This is a genomic window from Fodinibius sp. GM108, from assembly GCF_058386985.1.
In genome coordinates, this window is sequence record NZ_JBYEIR010000001.1 from 466,711 (window position 1) to 488,915 (window position 22,205).

General features: G+C 44.4%; 16 protein-coding genes. 14 read left to right on the forward strand and 2 right to left on the reverse strand.

The annotated features are described in order from the left end of the window. Nucleotides 1-7: 7 nt before the first annotated feature. The gene (locus ACT3ID_RS02125) at nucleotides 8-289 is read left to right on the forward strand and encodes a GlsB/YeaQ/YmgE family stress response membrane protein (RefSeq protein ID WP_491540326.1); all 282 of its coding nucleotides are present in this window, start codon (nucleotides 8-10) and stop codon (nucleotides 287-289) included. 351 nt (nucleotides 290-640) lie between these two features. Here the strand turns inward: ACT3ID_RS02125 and ACT3ID_RS02130 are convergent, their stop codons facing one another. Then, nucleotides 641-1,159, reverse strand: a complete 519-nt coding sequence (locus tag ACT3ID_RS02130) for a hypothetical protein (protein ID WP_491540327.1) — start codon at nucleotides 1,157-1,159, stop codon at nucleotides 641-643. A gap of 421 nt (nucleotides 1,160-1,580) precedes the next feature. After that, on the reverse strand, nucleotides 1,581-3,974 hold the full coding sequence (locus ACT3ID_RS02135) for a DUF5686 and carboxypeptidase-like regulatory domain-containing protein (protein WP_491540328.1): 2,394 nt from the start codon (nucleotides 3,972-3,974) through the stop codon (nucleotides 1,581-1,583). A 539-nt stretch (nucleotides 3,975-4,513) separates the two neighbouring features. Here ACT3ID_RS02135 and ACT3ID_RS02140 point away from each other — a divergent pair. From ACT3ID_RS02140 to ACT3ID_RS02200, 13 genes are all read left to right on the forward strand, one after another. After that, a complete protein-coding gene (locus tag ACT3ID_RS02140; protein ID WP_491540329.1) occupies nucleotides 4,514-5,155 on the forward strand; it encodes an EcsC family protein in 642 nt (213 codons plus the stop codon). 310 nt (nucleotides 5,156-5,465) lie between these two features. Continuing rightward, nucleotides 5,466-5,633 (forward strand): hypothetical protein, encoded by a 168-nt coding sequence (locus ACT3ID_RS02145; RefSeq protein WP_491540330.1) that lies wholly within the window; start codon nucleotides 5,466-5,468, stop codon nucleotides 5,631-5,633. Between the two features lie 26 nt (nucleotides 5,634-5,659). After that, nucleotides 5,660-6,286: a hypothetical protein gene (locus ACT3ID_RS02150; protein WP_491540331.1), complete on the forward strand. Its 627-nt coding sequence runs from the start codon at nucleotides 5,660-5,662 to the stop codon at nucleotides 6,284-6,286. Between the two features lie 6 nt (nucleotides 6,287-6,292). Beyond that, nucleotides 6,293-6,592 (forward strand): winged helix-turn-helix domain-containing protein, encoded by a 300-nt coding sequence (locus ACT3ID_RS02155; protein ID WP_491540332.1) that lies wholly within the window; start codon nucleotides 6,293-6,295, stop codon nucleotides 6,590-6,592. Between the two features lie 286 nt (nucleotides 6,593-6,878). Then, nucleotides 6,879-7,454, forward strand: coding sequence for a hypothetical protein (locus ACT3ID_RS02160; protein ID WP_491540333.1), 576 nt, complete (start codon nucleotides 6,879-6,881; stop codon nucleotides 7,452-7,454). A 30-nt stretch (nucleotides 7,455-7,484) separates the two neighbouring features. Then, nucleotides 7,485-8,261, forward strand: coding sequence for an undecaprenyl pyrophosphate synthase (uppS, locus tag ACT3ID_RS02165; protein WP_491540334.1), 777 nt, complete (start codon nucleotides 7,485-7,487; stop codon nucleotides 8,259-8,261). Nucleotides 8,262-8,554: 293 nt separating this feature from the next. After that, the gene (locus ACT3ID_RS02170) at nucleotides 8,555-10,060 is read left to right on the forward strand and encodes a S10 family peptidase (protein WP_491540335.1); all 1,506 of its coding nucleotides are present in this window, start codon (nucleotides 8,555-8,557) and stop codon (nucleotides 10,058-10,060) included. 503 nt (nucleotides 10,061-10,563) lie between these two features. Then, nucleotides 10,564-13,752 carry a SusC/RagA family TonB-linked outer membrane protein gene (locus ACT3ID_RS02175; protein WP_491540336.1) on the forward strand — a complete coding sequence of 1,063 codons (3,189 nt, stop codon included), beginning with the start codon at nucleotides 10,564-10,566 and terminating at the stop codon, nucleotides 13,750-13,752. 43 nt (nucleotides 13,753-13,795) lie between these two features. After that, nucleotides 13,796-15,073 carry a RagB/SusD family nutrient uptake outer membrane protein gene (locus ACT3ID_RS02180; RefSeq protein WP_491540337.1) on the forward strand — a complete coding sequence of 426 codons (1,278 nt, stop codon included), beginning with the start codon at nucleotides 13,796-13,798 and terminating at the stop codon, nucleotides 15,071-15,073. A gap of 248 nt (nucleotides 15,074-15,321) precedes the next feature. Then, nucleotides 15,322-16,953, forward strand: a complete 1,632-nt coding sequence (locus tag ACT3ID_RS02185) for an amidohydrolase family protein (RefSeq protein WP_491540338.1) — start codon at nucleotides 15,322-15,324, stop codon at nucleotides 16,951-16,953. Nucleotides 16,954-17,369: 416 nt separating this feature from the next. After that, the gene (locus ACT3ID_RS02190; protein ID WP_491540339.1) at nucleotides 17,370-19,229 is read left to right on the forward strand and encodes a DUF885 family protein; all 1,860 of its coding nucleotides are present in this window, start codon (nucleotides 17,370-17,372) and stop codon (nucleotides 19,227-19,229) included. A 357-nt stretch (nucleotides 19,230-19,586) separates the two neighbouring features. Continuing rightward, nucleotides 19,587-20,507 (forward strand): dihydrodipicolinate synthase family protein, encoded by a 921-nt coding sequence (locus ACT3ID_RS02195; RefSeq protein ID WP_491540340.1) that lies wholly within the window; start codon nucleotides 19,587-19,589, stop codon nucleotides 20,505-20,507. A gap of 86 nt (nucleotides 20,508-20,593) precedes the next feature. Then, complete coding sequence (locus ACT3ID_RS02200; RefSeq protein WP_491540341.1) at nucleotides 20,594-22,141, forward strand: aldehyde dehydrogenase (NADP(+)); 1,548 nt, start codon at nucleotides 20,594-20,596, stop codon at nucleotides 22,139-22,141. Nucleotides 22,142-22,205 lie beyond the last annotated feature (64 nt).

A 22,205-nucleotide genomic window follows, 5' to 3' on the forward strand; every position in this document is an offset into this window, starting at 1 on the left:
ATATAATATGACGCTTACCGGTTTTCTTATTTTATTAGTCATCGCCGCTATTTGTGGAGCCATTGGTCAAAGCATTGCCGGTTATTCGCTTGGTGGTTGCGTAGTATCTATTGTTGTGGGATTTATCGGTGCCCTGATTGGCAAGTGGCTGGCCGCTGAATTGGGGCTTACTTTCATTATCCCTATTGAAATTGATGGTGAAACCTTTCCTGTAATCTGGGCAATTTTAGGTTCGGCAATATTTACGGTTGTCATTGGACTCTTGACTCGGGGCAGAAGCCCTCAGTAAGATTTCAACTGGTTACAACAATCAAGAATGAAGGCTTTACTTTAATTTAACGCCCCTTACTCTGTCATTTCGAATGGAGTGAAGCGGAATGAGAAATCTTTGTTTTAGATAAATTAGTTCTTGTGCTGACATTCATCCCCAAGCTGGATGATGATATAATCGGTGTCGGAAATACAACTTTCTCCCAAATCTAAGGGGAGAAGGTATTCACTCTGGGTGTGGTTGTAGTGCAATATTGGTTAGTTACTTAAAGCCTGAAGATAAATCATCAGGCTAAGAAGCAAAAACCGAAGCTCACTTTAAGTGAGTTTTTAAAAATATAGCCCACGGATTCATCCGTGGGTAAAAGTCTTATTCAGAGAGAGAAAAATCCTGGTTGAATGGATTGTTATCGTAACCAGGTGTCACTTTAATAAAGCCGTGGCTGGTTGCATTGTGACATGAGTTACAGCCGCTGCTCACCATGGTTTCGGTTCGCTTCCTGACTTCCTCCCAATCCCTTTCGGCCAGTGCATTCTCTATCGGTTCTATGGTGGGATCCAGAAACTGCCTCATAAACCGGGCGATATCGTATCCCTCATAGCCGGGAATATTTTCTTTGATATCGTCGGTCGAAGCCCGTACTTCATGAAAATAAAACGTAGCTAATTCATGATTTTCGGCCTCAACAGCCAGAGCGTATTTATGTAGATATGTTTGAAGCTGTCCCATGGCGTTGGCCAATTCGGGGACATCTTCTGCCGCTTTTTGTACGGCACCAGTATCACTCTGCTGATCAGAATTTGAGTTTTCAGATGCACATTGAACGATTAAAATTCCCAAGAGAAAAAGACCGAAAATGCCAAAGAGGCGACGGATCGAAGTATTCATGAGATCAGTTTTCCAGTTTTAATAGTTATATTCTGTTAGTCTCCCAATGAGGAAGATTGTAAATGCTTATTTAAAATGATTCTAAGTATATAAAAAAATAGTGAGATTTGAGAACCTGGTTGTTGAGCTGTTCAAATTTTTGTTTTCAAAAAAGCAGGAGCTGTATGACAGCTGGGAAAGGAAATGATAAAAAGCAGTGTTATCCCGAGGATCGAAGAGACGAGGGATCTCAAACGTTGATTGAGCTTCAGAACATGTAACACAGCTTACTTCTTTTATGCAGTTGAGATCCCTTTCCCGAAATCGAAATCGGGATGATAAACTGGGTAGTACGGGCAGGTGTTCTCCCCGATCAAAGCAATAATTTTCCACGAAAGGATGAGGAATCAGTGTGGGTAAAGTTACCAGATGATAAAATACATCAAAACAGTCGAGCCACTCCCACATTAATCAAAAAGGCAGGTTCATCAAGACGTGTGGCAAAGTCAACGCGAAATAATCCCAAAATGCTATTTAAAGAAACTCCGGCTTCCCAGTGTATGCCGTTGGTGCCGTGAGGCTGAAATGAATAGGGACTATTATTTTGCGGTTCCCAATCGGGCCAGGTGCGGGCGGCACCACCAAAAACAATCAGCCCGATATTCTGTTCCACCAGTGGCTGCAGTCCGACAGCCTCAAATGGTATCGTTCTGAAATTATGCTCCAGGTTAAGGAACAGATATTTTTCTCCCTGGTAAGGACGTCCACGGGCAGCTTTCATTGCACCATAAGGACTCGTTTTGCCGATAGAAACATCGATGATTCCTAGTTTTTGTGCAGGTAGTTCACCTGTAGAGGTACCTGCCTTTAAATTTATATCCAGCGTATTAGATAAAAACCGGCGCTGATAAAAAGTAGGAAATGACCACCCGAGGCTTGTTTCGTAGCGCGTAAATTCAAAATCGCTTCCCAAGGCATCTGACGAATGTTCAACTTTAAAGCGGATATAGTTTTGAGGCACAATACCAAAATTGTACCCTTCATCGATGTTGTAGCCGGCTACAATATCCACGGACCGTAGATGACCGGCGTCAATTGCAGGGTTGACCCGAAAGTTATCGGCCCCGAAAAGATCGTATGCTGTTGCTGTGCTCAGTGAGCTGTGGTCCTGGTTATTATATCCGATGGTGGCCGAGAGGTCACGGGGAGAGTAGCGAAGCTCTGAAAAGGCACGAAATCCCTCTGAACGATAGTAATCGAAATATCCGTCATTGCCTGTAAGATTAGGAATGATAGCATAATAGGGTTTGTAAATATCTGAAGTATAGCGGGTAGCAGTTTCAGCGGCATAATCAATTCCTACTGACGATGTAATACTTCCTGTGTTTGGCCATTGCACCGTCACTCCACCGCCATAATTCCATTCATCATAACCAGTGCTGTATCCGCCCTTGGCCCGCAGTTCCATCCAGTCGATGGGTTCAATCCGGTATTTTAATCCGGCAAAGATTTCATCCACCCGGTTATAACGGGCATCAGGCGTGAGTCTGCCGGGGACGTCATCCAAAAAATTGAGCGGGCCGCCGCCTGATGAACCATCGTCATCATCAGCAAGATCGGCCAGAAAACCACTGGGTTTGAAAGCCTCTTCAAGTGTTGCGGCGCTGTCCACCGTGGCGTAGGCTTCCTGCTCTTCCACGGAAAGCGGGATGGTAGTAACCTGTTTGGCAAAAAGCGAATCAGATTCTATGGTCGTGCTGTCAACAGTAAATATGTTATCTTGCTGATAAAGAGAATCCGGCAGCGTTGTATTTACCTCGTAATTGGTGATGCGTGAGACCTGCTTGAATTTAATCATTGGGAAGTCTAGGCCTACCATCTTAATTTTGATGTCGCCGTTGATACGCACATCCACCGGCAGCCAGAAATCGCCGCCAAAATTGTTAAACTGCTGTTCGTACGAGGTGGAAAATGATTTTACCGGCGGCGGAAAAGTGACAACATCATTGGGCTGCAGATCCACTTCGAGCAGGGCATATTCATCCGCAAGTACAAAGGCCGTACCCTTGAAAAGTGGCTGCAGCTTTCGGGCGGGATTCACTTCGATTTCATAAACGGCCTGGTCGTCCAGCGAGGTCTGATCCACCAGCTTAAAATCGTAGTAATCCAGCGCATCAGGATGGGTGATGCCCACGAGATCGAATTCAGCAATTTCTATATCATCATCGTAAAAGTTAGGCAGATAGCTGACGCCTGCAAAGTTTTGATCCTCCTGTATATTGGCGGTTTGCCGCTTGGATTTTTGCACTTCGCGATGGCCTTGCTCCTTATCCCAGAACACCTCCGAGGCCGATTCGCTGATAGACACGATAGCTGTATCATTGGATAGCGTTTGGCGGTTATAGGCGTCGGCGCGATAGGTATTGAGCTCCTTTCGCCACTGATGTTTGCGGCGGATCACTTCGCGCATGATCTGCATGCCGGGATCTTCGTCGGTTACAACGATCTCCTCCAGTTCGGTGACAGATGGCTCAAGGCTTATATCTTGCTGCGAAGCTGATTCAGCGATGATCGTCAGACGTTGGGTTTGGTAACCGATATAGCGGATGATCAGCGTGGCGGGCAGCAGCGAGTCAGGAATACTAATTGAGTAGCTGCCATTTTCGTTGCTGATGGTGCCGCGGTAGGTATCCTTAATGAGTATATTGGTAGAGGGTAATGTTTCACCGGTTTGGGCGTCGGTGATGGTGCCGCGAATATTTTTCTGTGCGTGGGTTGAGGAAGCTACAGCGAATAGCAGGAAGAGCGCTGCAAGTAGCGTTGCGTTTTTTGGCATCGAAATATTTTTGGGTTTCAAGTGACAGGGAGTTTGTACTGATGTCAGACAATTTTGTTACATGGCAGGATGCAGGTTTCAGGTTGCAAGTGCAGGATTCATGTTACAGATGGCTTTGCTGCATCTTGTATCCTACATCCTGATAAGCTTATTTTATTTAATAATTCTCTTGAATGTATATCCTTGACCTGCTTATAGTAAAAAGCACCGGACAAAAAGTAATGCCGGCTATCGTGATTATTCCGTTGTTCGCCATGGTTTCAATTAGTTGTGTAAAAGTAATTTTCAGGAATATAAAAGAGCCCTTGTGTATGAGTCTGCATAGGACTATCCGGTGAAGACTTTTAGGGAACTGTGTGGTTATCATTTTCTCATTCTGATCTGTCGTGTTCGTAATTTGTAACAGTAATTGTGTGAATGGCTATTTCTGCTAGCCAATTCAGTTTAAAAATACCAATCCAACGTTTGAGGCTGGAACATGATATTGGTAAATGAGTTAATATAGCACGCTTCCGAATCCCCATCTATTCATCTCTATTATGATTCAAGATATTAAAGACAAAATTATCAATGTTTATCCTGAAGATGTATTTCAGGATGCCCGAGACCAGGATTTATATGTGACATCCATCGAGGATTTTAGATATATGGCGCCCCACTATGGCCGCATTGAATCAATGATGGATAACTATCGCTCAACCTTTGCAAATACCAGTATGTTAGGAGGACTAACAATGGGTATCGGCGGGCTCATGACGTCAATAACATTTGCTACGGTTGATACTATTTCACTGTCACTTCAGCTGTATCGGCTTTCACAGCGATTTGCCATTTTAAATGGATTTGACAGCAGTAGGCCGCTACATCAGGATAAAATGATAAATATTTATTTTGAAGCGCTAAGCCTGAACGGCATTACTCAAGCTACACTTAAACATCAGCTGCTTAAAGCCAGTGCCGTTGCAGGTACTCGTCATGCATCCGATAGCTTGGTGCTGCGGGCTATTGTGAACATTGGCAAGGCGATGGGCAAGAATATTTCTTCCAAACGGGCGGGGCGGTTGGTGCCGATATTCGGTGGCGTGGTTGGTGCAACCGTCAATTATTCTTTCGCCCGCAAAACGAGTCAATCTATGAAAAAAGCTTATAAACGCGCCTACTTTAATACTTGGCAAAGTTAACGTTGTTGAACTATTGTCCGGGAAAACCTGCGGAAATACGAGATGTCTATAACGGGATGGCAGAATCATGCAGATGATACCTGATAATACATTGCCCGTTACGGCCACCTGGTTCGTCGCCTATAGTATGATAGTTACAATATGTTACTTTCCAGAAACTGAGCTACTGAAAAGTTCATTACAATTCCTGTCAGCTCCACCCTTTGCCATGTCAGATAGCCAAATATCAAGGCTACGTATGACCTGTCGCAAGTATGTAATGTGTTAACCGGAGACATGGGTTACCCATGTCCCAAAATAAGTGTTACCTATGTCTCAAATCAAAACATATGTAACTTGTGGCAGTAATAGTATGAACTGCAAAGTACCGGCACAGATTGCAGACTTGCGCCAGCAGCATGCACTTATTGGATTGCCCAATCCCAAAAACTACAAACAATTAATTTTCCGAGCTCTTGTTTTGTTGTTCTATCTGTAGTAACTTTGAAATAAAAAGTACTTTGTATGAAAGATACACAGGATTACATTCGGGATATTGATGAGATTCGCTCAATGATGGAGCGGTCATCCAAATTTTTATCGCTCTCCGGGCTGGCCGGCGTCATGGCGGGCATTTATGCATTGGCGGGAGCTTATATCGCCTACAGCGTTTTTGGTTTTAACCCCGATCAAATCATTTATGATACGCCGATATCGGGAAGTTTATCGGCCAGCTTGCCGGAGATTATCACGTTGGCCATTGTAATTCTGATTCTGGCTGTAGGTACTGCAATGTTTCTTTCCTACAGAAAGGCTAACAGAAGGGGTGAAAAAGTTTGGAATGCCACCTCCAGGCGGCTTTTAGCTAATATGGCTGTCCCCCTTGTTGCAGGCGGAGTTTTAATATTAATCTTGTTTTCAAAGGGTCTTATTGGATTGATCGCCCCCATGACGCTGCTGTTCTACGGACTTGCTTTATATAATGCCAGCAAATATACGTTTGAAGATGTGAAGTTTTTGGGCATGATTCAGATGGCATTGGGTTTGGCGGGATGCTGGTTTGTTGAATACGGATTGCTTCTTTGGGCCATCGGTTTTGGTGCTATCCATATAGTTTACGGAATTTATATGCATTTAAGGTATGAGCGGTGAAACGTTGTGAAACTGTCTATTGATGATTTACATAAGGCTTTTGAAAGCCGGGTGCGGCTTGGAATCATGTCGGCTTTAGCCGTGAATGACAGCCTTGACTTTACGTCACTGAAAGAGTTTCTGGATGTGACTGACGGCAATCTGGCCACGCATATCAAGAAGCTGGAGAAAGAAGGATTTATAGAAGTGGAAAAAAGTTTTATCGATAATAAACCCAATACGAGTTATTATATGACCAAAGAGGGACGAGAAGCATTTGAAGAGCATCTTAAAGCACTGGAAACGATAATCAATTCACAAAAATAAGGGAGATAAGCAATGAGATTGGGCAAACATAAAAAGTTAAAGATACACACATTAGTATCGTCTCTGATTACCGTGATTGGAATCCTGCTGATGGTATTTATGATAACGGTGGAAAGTGAGCCGGGGGCAATTCCACTACTGCTGACTGCAAGTGGCGCCTGCTGGTATTTCATCACGAGATACAAAATACGGTCACAATATATGCAACTGTAAAATTTTTTACTCATCTACTTTGTAATTGAAAGTACTTTCAAATAACAATAAATAATACAAGAGGTAAATAAATATGGATACATCTAACAAGTTATTTAAAGCCGCCAAAGTGCCGGCAGTTGTCACGGTACTACTTTTGTTAATTCCGCTGCTGGCTATGCAGTTTTCCGCCGAAGTTGTCTGGGATGAGACGGACTTCATTGTGATGGGGATTCTGATATTTGTCACAGGTTTCTCCTATAGACTGGTGACAATGAAATCGGGTAATTTCATCTTCAAGACAGCTGTTGGATTAGCATTTTTGACAGGGTTTCTCCTTATCTGGATAAATCTTGCCGTTGGGATTATCGGGACAGAAGATAATCCAGTCAATCTGTTGTATTTCGGAGTGCTTGCTATTGGTATTATCGGTGCCTCACTCACCCGCTTTCAGCCAAAAAGAATGGCATTCGTGATGTTTGCAATAGCAGTTGCTCATGTATTGGTTGCTGGTATTGCTCTGATTGGTGGGTTTTATCAGTCTCCTCCCAGCACTATTTTTCACATCATAGGGATAAATGGATTTTTCATCACGCTGTTTTCTTTATCGGGCGGACTGTTCTGGCTTGCAGCTGAGGGAAACGGAATGGATGTTGAAACTTCTGTTTAAAGGATTGATGATATTCAATCGATGGCCATTATGAAATTACAAATCACCGATACCCCTCAATCAGAAGAGGATAAAAAGCTACAGGAACAGGTAAAACTATCCGGCTCAATTCCCCGGCATATAGCCATTATTATGGATGGCAACGGACGCTGGGCTCAAAAAAAGAGAAATATTCGGTTATCTGGTCATAAAGAGGGAGTTGAATCTGTGAGAGATATCACCGAATCGTGCGCTCAACTTGGAGTAAAATATCTTACCCTTTACACTTTTTCTACAGAGAACTGGAGCCGGCGTCCATCAGAAGTTAACGGATTGATGAGAATCTTGGTGCAAACTCTCAGAAATGATGGAGAGCGCCTGAAAGAGAATAATATTAAACTTACTGCGATCGGCCAGATTGAAAGGCTTCCGGATAGATGTCAAAATCAACTTCAGGAAGTTATTGATCTTACCAAAAACAACAAGCGAATACAGTTATGCCTGGCTCTCAGTTATTCCGGCAGATGGGATATTACCAGCGCCGTAAAAAGCATCTCCAAAAAGGTGCAGGAAGGTAACGTTCATCCCGATCAAATCGATGATGAACTGATTAGTTCTTACCTGTCAACGGCAGCCATGCCAGACCCGGATCTTATCATCAGAACAGGCGGGGAATATCGGCTAAGCAACTTTCTTTTGTGGCAGCTTGCATACTCGGAACTTTACATCACGGACACCTGCTGGCCTGATTTCAGAAGAGATGAGCTGTATCAGGCTATTTCTTCATTTCAAAAACGCGATCGTAGGTACGGGAAAGTAAAAACGTAACAACATAGTCCTTACTGTTAACCTTCCGGTTTATGCCGTATGGGCGGCGGTCGTGTAATCATCATTCCGCCATTGTTCGGTTATGCCTGATTGGGAGCTGCAAAACAGCTTAAGAAAGCCCATTATCAATTTTGTTAGCTTTTCCGACATAATACTTCAGGGATTGCCATATAAATTATTGTAAAATTATTGTGGATGGTTTTGGAAATGAGGTAGTGCTAATTATTGTAATACATGATTTTTTCTCTTCTGCAAGAGGATAATCGGGAATAATAATTTAAAAAATGGTGGTTATGTCTAGAAAACAACAATACTTAGAGCTGTTCTGTGTCTTATTCTTGTGTATCGGTCTGATCGTACCTGCAACTTCTCAGGCTCAGGAACGGCAGTTACCTGCGGATACTTCAATCGTTTCTACTGATAATGTAACGATTAAAGGGCAAGATGTGCCTTATCGCGTTACGGTTGGAACGCAGCCTGTCTATGGTGAAGACGGGAAGCCCGATGCTTCGCTGTTTTATACCTATTACGAACGAACTGATGTAGAGGATAAAGCGAATCGTCCTGTTTTCGTTTCCTTTAATGGTGGTCCGGGTGCCGGTTCTTTGTGGATGCATTTGGGATATACGAGTCCCAAGCGTTTGAAGATTAGTGATGAAGGTTATCCTGTACAACCCTATGGAGTAGAGGACAATCCTCATTCGATTCTTGATGTTGCAGATATCGTATATGTGAATCCTGTAAATACAGGTTTTTCCCGGATCCTTAACGATGGTGAAAAAGAACAATTTTTTGGTGTCAATGAGGATATTGAGTATTTGGCCGACTGGATCGATAACTTCATTTCGAGACAGGAACGCTGGGAGTCTCCCAAATATTTAATTGGAGAAAGTTACGGTACTCCTCGTGTGTCGGGGCTAGCCGGACAATTACAGGGAGATCACTGGATGTTTTTGAATGGTGTAATTCTTGTTTCTCCAACCGGACTGGGATTGGAGCCAGAAGGTCCTTCTCCTCGTTCTTCATTGTTAAAACTTCCCTACTATACAGCGGCGGCCTGGTATCATGATCAGCTACCGCAAGATCTGCAAAGTCAGGACCTGACCGAAATTCTACCCGAAGTAGAGGAATTTACCATTGAAGAGCTTTTGCCTGCGCTGTCCCGCGGTGGATTTATTGAGGAGCAGCGGAAGCAGGATCTGGCACCTCAAATTGCGCGCTACTCCGGTTTGACGGAAGAGTTCGTACTTGATTACAATCTGGCCGTTCCAGCATCTGTTTTCTGGAAAGAGCTGCTTCGTGATGAAGGTTATACAATAGGTCGGCTTGACTCCCGCTATACCGGTATTGATAAAACAGATGGTGGTGACAGACCTGATTATTCTCCCGAATACTCCTCGTGGAAACACTCGTTTACGCCGGCCATAAATACGTACGTGCAAGACCAGCTTGGTTTTAAAACCGATCTGCAGTATTACGTTTCAGGTCCGGTGCGTCCCTGGAACCGTCAGGGAAATGAAACGGGAGAAATGCTGCGGCAGGCAATGGCAGAGAATCCAAACCTGGAGGTAATGGTCCAGTCGGGATATTATGATGGTGCAACGGATTACTTCTCAGCTAAATACACTATGTGGAATATCGATCCCAGCGGAAAAATGAAAGATCGGTTCCGTTTTGAAGGTTATCGAAGCGGTCATATGATGTATTTGAGAACGGAAGATCTGGAGACTTCCAATGAGCATATCCGCGAATTCATTCGCGAGTCTATGCCAGAAGAGGGAGCACCTGCTCAGTATTAAACTGGAAATTCTTATCGGATTTTCTAAGGCCTGTCGGATTGATCCGGTGGGCCTTTATTTTGTTAATAATTTTTTATCAGTAGTCCTACCACATCCATCAAAATCTATCATCCACAGTATTTTAAGAAAAGTAGATAGATGATGAGTTAAAAAGGGCCTAGTTAATTATTCAAACAAAGAGTAATAGAAAATTAGTAATTACTAATACTAATTTTTCAGTTTTACCCCTAACGATTGATTTTAAAGATCGGTACAGGCATAATAAAATTCACAAGTGGCTACCAGGCCTATGTGATCATAGTTCCGGTAGTTACACAGTATGCTGTATTTGGGAGTAGGGGACAATAACTTGCCTTTCTCTTAAATCAGTTTTATGAAAAGCAAGGATAGGGCCTTAATTGGAAGGATAGCCCTAACTAATAGAAAAATACATTTCCTTATGATTCTCTGTTTTTAAACAGAAGGATGAGGGGATTAATCAATCAAAAAGGGGATACTAAAATATGAATAAACGAATACCAATTTTAGGAGTATTGATCTTTCTGTTTTGCTCTGGTTTGTCTTTTGGACAAACGGGAACAATAACAGGTACGGTTACGGATAACACCGGGGAAGTTCTGCCCGGCGTTAACGTAGTTGTACAGTTGCAAGCTAGAACACTCGGTGGTTCAACAAATGCTGATGGTGAATATACCATTCGCAATGTACCAGCTGGTACCCAAGAAGTGATAGCTCGCTTTGTTGGATATAGTGCGGTAACACAGCAAGTTGAGGTAACTCCCGGTGAAACAGTTACACTCAATTTTGAATTGGGACAGACAACACTGAACCTGGATGAACTTGTTGTAACCGGTACCGGTGCGGCCGTAGAACGGCAATCGGTAGGGCACTCAATTTCATCCGTGGAATTCGGGGGTATTGAAAATGCGTCTACTAATACCCTGCAGGATGCGATGAGCGGTACTATTGCAGGTGTTAGTATTGAAGGCGGTGGAACTGTGGATCAAGAGCCAAGAATTCGGATCCGTGGTACTTCAAGTATTTCCATGAGTAATGAACCTCTTGTATATATAGATGGAGTTCGTGTTCAGAACCTCGGTGGTTTTGCCCCTGGTGTTAGTGCTGGTGGTATCGGTGCTCCTTCAGCTTTGTCGAATATTAACTTTGACTCGATTGAACGTATCGAGGTTCTGAAAGGTCCGGCTGCTGCTACCTTGTATGGATCACAGGCGAATGCGGGTGTCATCCAGGTGTTTACCAAGCAGGGAACGCGTGAAAGTGCTCCGGAAATAGATGTGCAATTAACCAACTCCTTTATCCAGATGCCGGATCGTTGGAACAAGATGACCGGTATTCTGGAAACCCAGGAAGAACAGGACCGGGTAGAACAGTTTACAGGAGTAAGGCATGACCTGTATGAGCCTTTTGTGGGTGAATACCAAATGATTGATTTGTATGATATTGGGACAGGTCAAGAAATCTCTACCTCGGTTAGAGGTGGTGGAGAAGGAATGACCTATTCGGCTAATCTTCGTTATAATTATACAGACGGACCATTTAATCCGAAACCTGAGGATTTTGCAGGCGGTGCTGTTGGAGCAGGTAATGATCTTTCAAAGAAATTATACTTCAGCGGGAATATGAATTTTATTCCGTCGGAAGATTTGCGCCTGAGTCTCCAGACGTCGTACACTAATGCTAATTATAATACTTATAATACAGGTATTTCGATCTATTCGGTGACGAACCATTATGGTCAACCTGAAGATATTGGAACACAGTCGCCACATGATACCTTTGGTCACCCATTTGCGTCAACTCCGCGAGAAGGTTCTTATGTTGAAACCAGTGACGTTTCCGATAGTGGTCGATTTGTATTGAAAGGTGACTATTTAGTATCAGATGAAGTATCGCTTGATGCTACATTTGGAGTGGATTACCGCGATCAGCGCAGTAGAAATTATTCACCTTTTGGATATAATGTAGATGGAATGGCCCCTACTCCTGACGGAGCTCTTAATCTCGGTTCTCGTCAGCAGCTTAACTGGTCGTTCGAAAGTAAGTTGAACTGGACAAGTGATTTTACGGAAGATGTTCGGTCTACTTTTGTTGCCGGAGTGCAGGGATATGCTGAAGAAACCAATTCCCAATGGGCTGATGGTACTAGCTTTTCAGGGCCAGGGCTTGAAGTAATGGGTGCGACAGCTACTCAAACGGCTAATTCCGCATTCCAGGAAGTAGTAAATGTGGGGGCCTTTGCCCAGGAACAGATTGATTACAGCAGCTGGGTGTATGTTACTGGTGGTGTTCGGTTGGATGCCAGTAGTGCCTTCGGTAGTGATTTCAACTATGCAGTTTATCCCAAACTCTCCCTTTCGCTTTTGCCGCTGGATGCACTTGATACCTCGATTCCGAATATTTCCACATTCAGACTTCGCGGTGCGTGGGGACAGTCAGGCCAGCAGCCGGGTGCTTTTGATCAGTTTACCACATTTGCACCAGTCAACTCTCCGGAAGGTTCTGGTGTAGTTACCGGTAATCTCGGTGATCCAACGCTGGAGCCAGAAGTGGCAACCGAGTGGGAAGCTGGGTTCGAAGTTGGTATGTTTGCAGATCGACTTGGTGTGGAAGCTACTTATTGGGATCGTACGGTACAAGATGCTCTTATCAACCGGACGTTTGCACCTTCCGGCGGATTTGTACAGCCGCAGTTAACAAACGCAGCTGAACTCAAAGCAAAGGGAGTTGAGTTATCGCTTAACAGTGATGTCATTGAACGACAGGATCTTTCTGTTAACTTCTTTGTTAATGCAGCTTATCTGTGGGAGCATGTTGAATCACTCGGTGGTTCTCCTCCAATTAAAGTGGATGCTACTTATGTTCGCGACCGAATGTATATCCGGGAAGGATATGCCCCGGCTGCTTTCTTTGGAGCGATGCATGCTCCGGGAGTTGATATACCTATCGACTTGAATCAGGATGGAGTACCGGACAGTATGAGTGAGCTGGAAAACTACTTTAGCCAGCCTCGTGATCCTTCTGAGTTTGCTCCCAGTGCAATTATGGTAGCCGATGAAAATGGAGATCCCACCGTTGGTGGTACAGGTTATCTCGGGCACTATCGCGGTAAGCCGACCCCTGACTGGGAAGGAGCATTCGGATTTTCAGCAAACTTCTACCGTAATTTCAGTCTTTCTACTCGTTTCAAATATGCAACGGGTAATTATTATCACCACAACCTGACGATAGAGTTCTCAAAATCCAATGCGGGTATTGGTCGTAATTATATGCCGGCTTCACGTCTGGAGGCAGTATTGAAAGATCCCTCTTCTTCTACGGCTGAACGTGTAGAAGCTGCCAAAGAATGGGCGACAGATATGGCTAGCCTTTCTCCGTTTGATGGACTTAATGGAATCCAAAAGGCTGACTACATCCGCTGGCAAAATCTGAGTATTTCGTACCAGGTACCGGATGAGTTTCTTGCCAAATTTGGAGTACGCAATGCCTCTATTACAGCTTCGGGTAATAACCTTGCCTTGTGGACAAAATATGGCGGCGTTGATCCAACTGCTACGGGTGAAGGTTCTGGTGGCGACGAAGGCGGATTATATGAGAACTTCGGTCAAAACATGGATACATATTCCATCCCGCTGTTACGTACTTACGCTCTGACATTGAACCTTGGATTTTAATTCCGCAACTGACTGAAAAATATTCACTTCAATTTATATCATTATGAAATATTTAAACATAAAGAAGTTTATACAGTACAGTGCGATGCTTGCTGTAAGTCTTGTACTTCTTACAGGTTGTGATGATCTGTTAAGTGTAGAAAATCCTAATAGTCTGACTGAAGAGGATGTTACGAATCCTTCCGCAGCCAACGGACTTAAAAACGGATTGTTACATCAATTGATGGTAGGTACAGGCTGGACGTGGGCGGCAACGACTACGGTCAGCGACGAGCTTTATTGGACCGGATCTTATGAGTCATATTCTGACTTTGACTCTGGCAATCTCGATGTAACTACCAATGAGATTCTTGTAGCTGGGTTCCCGGAAATAAGTCAGGCCCGTTATATGGGAGATCTGGCAGTTGAAAATCTCACTAATATGGAAAATGACGGGGAACTTGCAGATCCAACAACCTTAACCAAAGCTCTTATTTATTCGGCACTCACTAAGATCACTATAGCTGAAAACTATGATGATTTTGTGATTTCGGACAAAATGGAGACTAATCCTCCCGTTGGTGAAAGCAATATGGCTTCTACTTTTGTAGATGGGGCAATTGGTTTGCTGGACCGGGCGGTTAACCGTGCGGAAACAGACCTTCTGGAAGCTCAAGCCTTGGGCTTGCGTGCACGTGCGAAGCATTATAAAGGTGTATGGGAGAAATTAAATCCTTCCGGAGAGACTCCGTCTGATCCATTGGTTTCGGGTACCGGTGCTTCTGCAGATGCAGAGGCTGCACTTGCTCTTATGGATTCTGACTATAAAGCACAGTTCGACTACCAGTCGGCCCTGTTTAACAACTATATGGCCAACCAGGTAAACAGCCGGGGCGAAATGACTCCGCTGGGCGGCGATGAAGATCATCCGATCTTTGATGATTTGAAAACCGGTGATACAGATCCGCGGGCTGAAGCCATCATCGATGACTTTACCGACATCGATACCTATACGGAAAACTATCCACCGTTGATATGGTTAAGTGCCCGGGAAATGCATCTTATCATTGCAGAAGAAGCGGTAGGAACTGACGACGGAGAAGCACGTGATCGAATTAACACGGTTCGCGGGATGGATGGTTTGCCAGATGTAGAACCCGGTGATGATCTGGTAGCATTTATTGAACATGAACGCCGTGCCAATCTATATTTCCAGGGTCGTCGCCTCAACGATATGTATCGTTTTGGTACTTCGGCACCGGAATGGGATGCCAGCCAGGATCCGATTGGTACTTTGTTACCAATTCCGGAAAATGAACGAGAAGCTAATCCTGATATCTAAAAAAATAATCTTATAGAAGCAGCTGCCGGGATTATGTCCCCGGCAGCCTGCTTTTATCTAAAAGTATTTTGCGTGTCGAATAAATAGTATAGTGTAGAGGATTGGAAATATTTCCTCTTGTTTCGGGATTATTCTGTTTTGCTATTCTGAATCAGTGATTGTTTTTCCGTGCGGGTAGAGTATATCTGCGAGCGGTTAAAGATGGTATGTATCTATTAACTACTTTTACATAAAAATGGGGATGTATTATGCAGTCAGTAAAAGATATGATCAATAAAATATGCTGGACGGGGTTATGTCAGCAATTGGGTGTACTAGTGGTAAGTTTAACAATGGCGGTGCCGGTTTTGGCACAGCCATCGGACCCGGCTCCTGACAGAGAACGAGGGGAAGGTCCTTACGAGCGCCTGATTATCCGTGGAGCAAATGTCATTGATGGAACAGGGGCGCCGGCTTCGGGTCCTAAAGATATTGTAATTGAAGGCAATAAGATTGTAGCGATCGAAGGGGTAGGATATCCCGAAGTACCTATCGATGAGGATGAACGTCCGGATGGCGCTACCAAAGAAATAGATGCCAGTGGCATGTATGTAATGCCTGGCTTTGTGGATATTCATGTCCATTCAGGAGGTGAACATAAAGTGCATAATGCATCATACACCTATAAGCTTTGGATGGGGCACGGCATTACCACAGTACGAGGCGTTCCTTTTGATGAATTTGAATGGTCGAAAAGTGAAACTGAGCGTGCCAACAACAATGAAATTACCGCCCCGAGAATGTTTAACTATCAGCGACCAGGGTCGGGATGGGATCGGCCTGTCCATACGCCCGAAGATGCAAGAGAATGGGTGCGATGGGCTGCAGGTGAAGGCATTCATGGTTTAAAGCTGGGGGCAGAAGATCCTAAGATAATGGAAGCGCTGATTGATGAAGCACATAACCATAACCTTGGAACAGTGGCTCACCTTGGACAGATGGGCGTAGTTCGTATGAATACTATTCAATCGGCAAGGTTAGGATTGGATGCACAAACACACTATTACGGATTATTTGAGGCATTATATGATGATCACGACGTGCAGCCGTATCCTTATGATCATAACTACAGAAATGAGCAGCATCGTTTTGGGCAAGTGGCTCGACAGTGGGATAAGATCCATGAGCCGGGCAGTGAAGAGTGGAATAATTTGATCGATGAACTTCTCGAGCTTGATTTCACCATGGATCCGACTATGACCGCCTATTTGGCCAGCAGAGATGTGATGCGGTCACGAAATGCGGATTGGCATGAAGAGTATACCCTGCCGCAGATGTGGGATTTTTATAAGCCCAGCAGAACCAATCACGGATCTTATTACTGGGATTGGACTACCGAGGATGAAGTAGAGTGGAAACGATTTTATCGACGCTGGATGCAATTCCTCGACGATTATAAAGATGCCGGCGGACGCGTGACGGTTAGTTCGGATGCGGGCTTTATCTATAATCTTTACGGATTCTCTACAATTGAGGAGATGGAGCTCTTCCAAGAAGCAGGATTTCACCCATTGGAAGTGATTCGCTCTTCCACACTTCACCCTGCAGAAGAGCTGTATAAACAGAAGGATAAGGATATAGAATTTGGAATAATCCGTCCGGGTAAATTGGCCGACTTGGTCATTGTAGAAGAAAATCCCATTCAAAACCTAAAGACGCTTTACGGAACCGGACATGTACGTTACAACGATGAGACCGGTGAAGCCGAGCGAGTGGGCGGAGTAAAGTATACCATTAAAGATGGTATTGTTTATGATGCCAAGCAGTTGCTGAAGGATGTACGGGATATGGTTGATGAGCAAGAAGAGAAACTCGGACCCAAAGAAAAAATTGATTGGTAAAGGGTTTTGCAAAATCCGGATCACTGGCCTGTGGAACCCTTCGGATGTTCTACGGGGCTGGTGGATCAGGTCTGTTGCAAAAAGTAGGTAGCCCAGGCGTTAACGCCTGGGCTACCGAAATCGAAACTATCAAAAATTATCGCTGTCATTTTCTTCATCTTACAAATTTATAATTCTTGGTGAGGAATAGAGCTAAAAGCTTCTGAAGAACAATTGTTTACAGATGCTGATCCCGAAAAGCTTTCGGGAGAGACTTTTTCTCCATTTTTATAAAAAAAATTCCCCTCCATGGGAGGGGACAGGCCCTGTGGAATGCCACAAAGTGTGCCTCCCGATGCATCGGGAGATTCCACTAGGGCAGGGGTGGATAAACGCCATTAAAAGCTTAAACGCATTTTTCAATTAACATTATGGCTATGAAGAAATTAAAAAGTAATCATGAGTTGAAATCAACAAACAAGGTATTGAACTACCTGCTTGCCGGAATCTGTAGCTTATTGCTATTCGGACCTATATCAATTTTTGCACAGGATACTGATTTAGATTTGGATCCATCCTGGGCAGAGAGTCCACCCGAGCTTTCAACATTAGTAGACTTTGCCAAACAGGAAAGTGAATTCAGGGTGGCGGTAATACGGTATCTGGAAGATAAAGCAGCTTTGGAGCGAAGGTATCCTGTCCAATATTCACCGGTACGACATAACAGGCTTCGTGAATTTTACAAAGGCTGGCAGCAGAAGATGAACGAATTGGATTTTGATGCATTGAGCTATGAGGGGCAGATTGACTTCATAATGCTCAGAAATCGAATCACTTTTGAGCTCGAAATGCTGGATCTAAAAGAAAATCAGTGGGATGAGATGGCCAGTCTGGTACCGTTTGCGGATTCCCTTCGTCTCTTGCAGGAAAATAGATTTGATCGTGAGCGCGTGGATCCCCGTAGTGCTGCCGGCACATTGGATAAAGTAGCTACGGAATTAGAGACCCTCACTTCAGAGTTAGTAGAAGAGGCGAAAGCCGAAGGTGGGGTTGCAACCCGGGAAGGTATAACCCCGGCTGTTGCTAATCGGGCTGCAAACTACCTTTCTCACCTGCGAGAAGTAGTTGCCGACTGGAATGAGTTTTATGATGGCTATGATCCCTTTTACAACTTTTGGGTGCGTAAGCCATACGACCGAGTGGACAATGCTCTAAAAGAGTATGAAGAAGCACTAACTCGTTATCTAGTTGGCGTTACTCCCGGCGACCCTAGACCCATTATCGGTGATCCGGTAATGGCTGAAGGGCTGGAAGCGTATCTGGATGTGGAGATGATCCCCTATAACGCTGAAGAGCTTATTGCCATCGGTTGGAGAGAATTTGATCGTATTGTAGAAGAGTTTGAGAGAGTATCCAACGATATGGGCTTTGGCGACGATTGGCAGGCGGCTTTAGAACATGTAAAAACGCTGGCACCTGAACCCGGTGAAAAGCCGTGGGTTATTTTTAATATTGCCGAGTATTCTGAGGATTACGTCGACAACATGGATAATATCACAGTTCCGGATATAGCGCGGGAAGTATGGCGGCTGGATATGCAAACGCCGGAACGCCAGCTGAGAAATCCGTTCTTTTCCGGCGGGGAAGTGACGCGGGTATCGTATCCAACGGATGGAATGCCCCATCAGGCTAAGCTGATGAGCATGCGTGGGAATACCCCTCCGTTTAATTTTGCTACGGTGCACCACGAACTGATCCCCGGCCATCATTTTCAGGGATTCATGTCTGACCGTTTTAACAAACACCGCGAAGATCTTAATAACACGCCGTTCTGGTCAGAAGGTGGTGCGCTCTATTGGGAGTTAATTCTTTATGAAGATGGCTTTCCCAGGGATAATCCCGATAAGATCGGTATGCTGTTTTGGCGATTACACCGTGCAGCGCGAATAGTGTTTTCAATGAATTTCCAGCTGGGTAACTGGTCGGCACAGGAGGCCGTAGATTTTCTGGTCGAAGAAGTGGGGCATGAGCGCGCTAACGCCGAAGCTGAGGTTCGCAGAACTGCTATGGTTGATCCACTTTATCAGATTGCATACTTGATCGGTGGACTTCAACTGAAATCTCTTCGGGAAGATGTGGTCGAGAATGGTGACATGACTCCGAAAGAATTTCATGATGCAATATGGCAGGGCGGTGAGATGCCTATTGAATTGGTACGGGCACGGCTTACCAAACATCCTCTTTCGCCGGATTATGAATCACAGTGGCGCTGGACCGGCGACCCGCTGGACGACTAATTGTTTTGAAGGAGTGCTTTAGCGGATTCAAACACTAAGTATACCTTTTGTTTGTGGGCTTTCTAAACCGAAGCGTTATCCTGTTCATTATTCGGTAGAACAGAATTTGTTGCAAAAGTTGTATAAATGGATAGCCCAGGCGTTAACGCCTATCGAATTCCGACAATCTTGGATAGCGATAATTGAGTGGTGCTAAAAGCACGTTATTAGAAAAGCTATTTGTGAAAATGTAAATATCTTTAAGAGAAAGGAAATTATTGTATTAGCATGCAGTTTCATTTTTTTAAATAATAACAGGAGTAAAAAGAGAGCTTTTTTCGAAGCTGTTAGAATCCATATAAATAAATCTAATATACTATGAATGTAGATTGGAAAGGAATTTACCCCGCAATTACAACAAAGTTTAATGAAGACGGTTCACTTGATCTTGAAACGTTTGGGGCTAATCTTGAGCAGCAAATAGAAGCTGGAATACATGGAATTATAGTTGCAGGGACTCTTGGAGAAGCAAGTACCCTTACCACAGATGAAAAATTTGAGCTTGTTGAAGCTGCGCAGGAAGTTGCAGCAGGTGAAATTCCAGTTATTCTTAATATAGCCGAAGGCAGCACACATAAAGCTATAGAGATTGCACAAAGAGCGGAAGAATACGGGGCCCATGGAATTATGTTACTGCCTCCTATGATGTATAGTGCTGATGATCGTGAGGTAGTCACTTTTTATAGTTCGGTTGCGGAATCTACCGAACTGCCTATTCTAGTCTACAATAATCCCGTCGATTACGGGATTGAAATTACGATGGATATGCTGGAGGAACTCATCCAATATGACAATATCCAGGCGATAAAAGAGTCGACTCGGGATTTAACGAATGTTACCCGAATTATTAATCGCTTTGGAGACCGTATCAAGATATTATCCGGAGTTGATACCCTGGCAACGGAAACGCTAATAATGGGTGGAGATGGCTGGGTTGCCGGCATTGTTGCGGCATTTCCCAAAGAAACAGTTGCCATTTATGAACTTATCAAAGAAAAGCGCTTTGAGGAAGCCCGGGATCTATTCCGCTGGTTTCTTCCGCTATGTGAGCTCGATATTAACTCAAAGCTGGTACAGAATATTAAACTGGCAGAGGTCGCAACGGATATGGGGACTGAGCATGTACGTCCACCACGCCTGCCGCTTGTAGGAGAAGAACGAGAGCACGTGCAACAGGTTATATCAACATCGCTGGAAAACAAACCGGAACTGCCTGAATTACAAGCCCGGGCTAATTAAATGTTTGACAGTTGCAATTTGTTCGTAACTAGAAATAGAACTGTTACAATTAATTTAATTTTATTAAACCAAATTTTCTCAGATTTATGATTAATGGAGTAAACTTTATTGGTTTTTCCACTTCAGGAAATGGAACGGATACGCTGCAAGCTTATAACCCGGAGACAAATGAGCAGCTGCCCGAAAAGTTTAGCATTGCTTCTGAAGCGGAAGTAGATCAGGCACTGCAGAAAGCTAATACCGCTTTTCTGGAGTACCGCCATTACAGCGGTGAGCAAAAAGCTGCTTTTCTTGATAGCATAGCCGAGGGAATAATGAACTTGGGAAATGAACTTGTTGAGCGAGCATCAGCGGAATCAGGCCTTACCACCGGAAGAATCGAAGGTGAGAGAGGAAGAACCTGTAATCAGCTGAAGATGTTTGCCGATTTGTTGCGCGAAGGAAGCTGGGTTGACGCCAGAATTAATACGGGCGATCCGGATGTACGGCGAATGTTGTTTCCTCTCGGACCTGTAGCTGTGTTTGGAGCAAGTAACTTTCCCCTGGCATTTTCTACTGCCGGCGGCGACACAGCTTCTGCATTAGCGGCAGGATGCCCGGTTGTGGTAAAAGGTCACGAATCTCATCCCGGTACAAATGAGCTGGTTGCCGGAGTTATCAATGAGGCGGCCCAAGAGACAGGGATGCCAGATGGCGTATTCAGCAGCCTGAACGGTGGTCCCGATGTCGGCGGCATGGTAGTGAAGCATCCGCTGACAAAAGCTGTAGGTTTTACTGGTTCGTTTGGAGGCGGTAAAGCGATTTATGATATGGTCCAGCAGCGCGAAGAACCAATTCCTGTCTATGCTGAGATGGGAAGCATCAACCCGGTATTTTTGCTGGATCAGAAATTGTCTGATTCTGCCGATGAAATTGCCGACCAGTATGCAGGCTCTGTATGGCAGGGCGTTGGGCAGTTTTGTACCAATCCGGGTTTGATCATCGGTAAGTCGGGCAGTGATCTGGATGCTTTTAAAGAGGCATTGGCTGAAAAGCTGAAAGAGAATGAGGCCGGATGTATGTTAAATCCTAAAATTGCTGAGGGATATAAGGCACAGCGGTCTAAAATGCTTGAACAGTCGAATATAGAAATACTGGCAGAACCTGGTGATGAAACGGAAACCCGAGGATCGGCCGCAGTGGCAACAACTACTGCTGAAAATTTCCTTTCCAATGACCTGCTGCATGAAGAAGTATTTGGACCCTATACGCTGATTGTTTCATGCAAAGATGGCAAACAACTTCATAAAGTGGCCTCTGAATTAGAGGGGCAGCTTACTGTTACGCTGATGGGTAACGAAGATGAATTAGTTGATAATAAACAGCTTGTGGATACCTGCCGCGAGAAAGCCGGGCGTGTTATCTTTAATGGAGTGCCTACAGGAGTCAGGGTGTGTGATGCCATGCACCACGGCGGTCCTTTTCCTGCAACAACGGACTCAAAATTTACCTCGGTAGGTACAACGGCGATTGAGCGATTTGTACGTCCGATTGCTTTCCAGGATTGTCCTGATGAACTGTTACCCGATGAATTAAAAGATGAGAATCCATTGGATATTCACCGCAGGGTGGATGGAAAGGAAACAAAAAACTAGCATAGTACCTCGAAAGGTCAGCCCCGTAAAGGCTGGCCTTTCTCTTTTTTAATGGATTCGATAA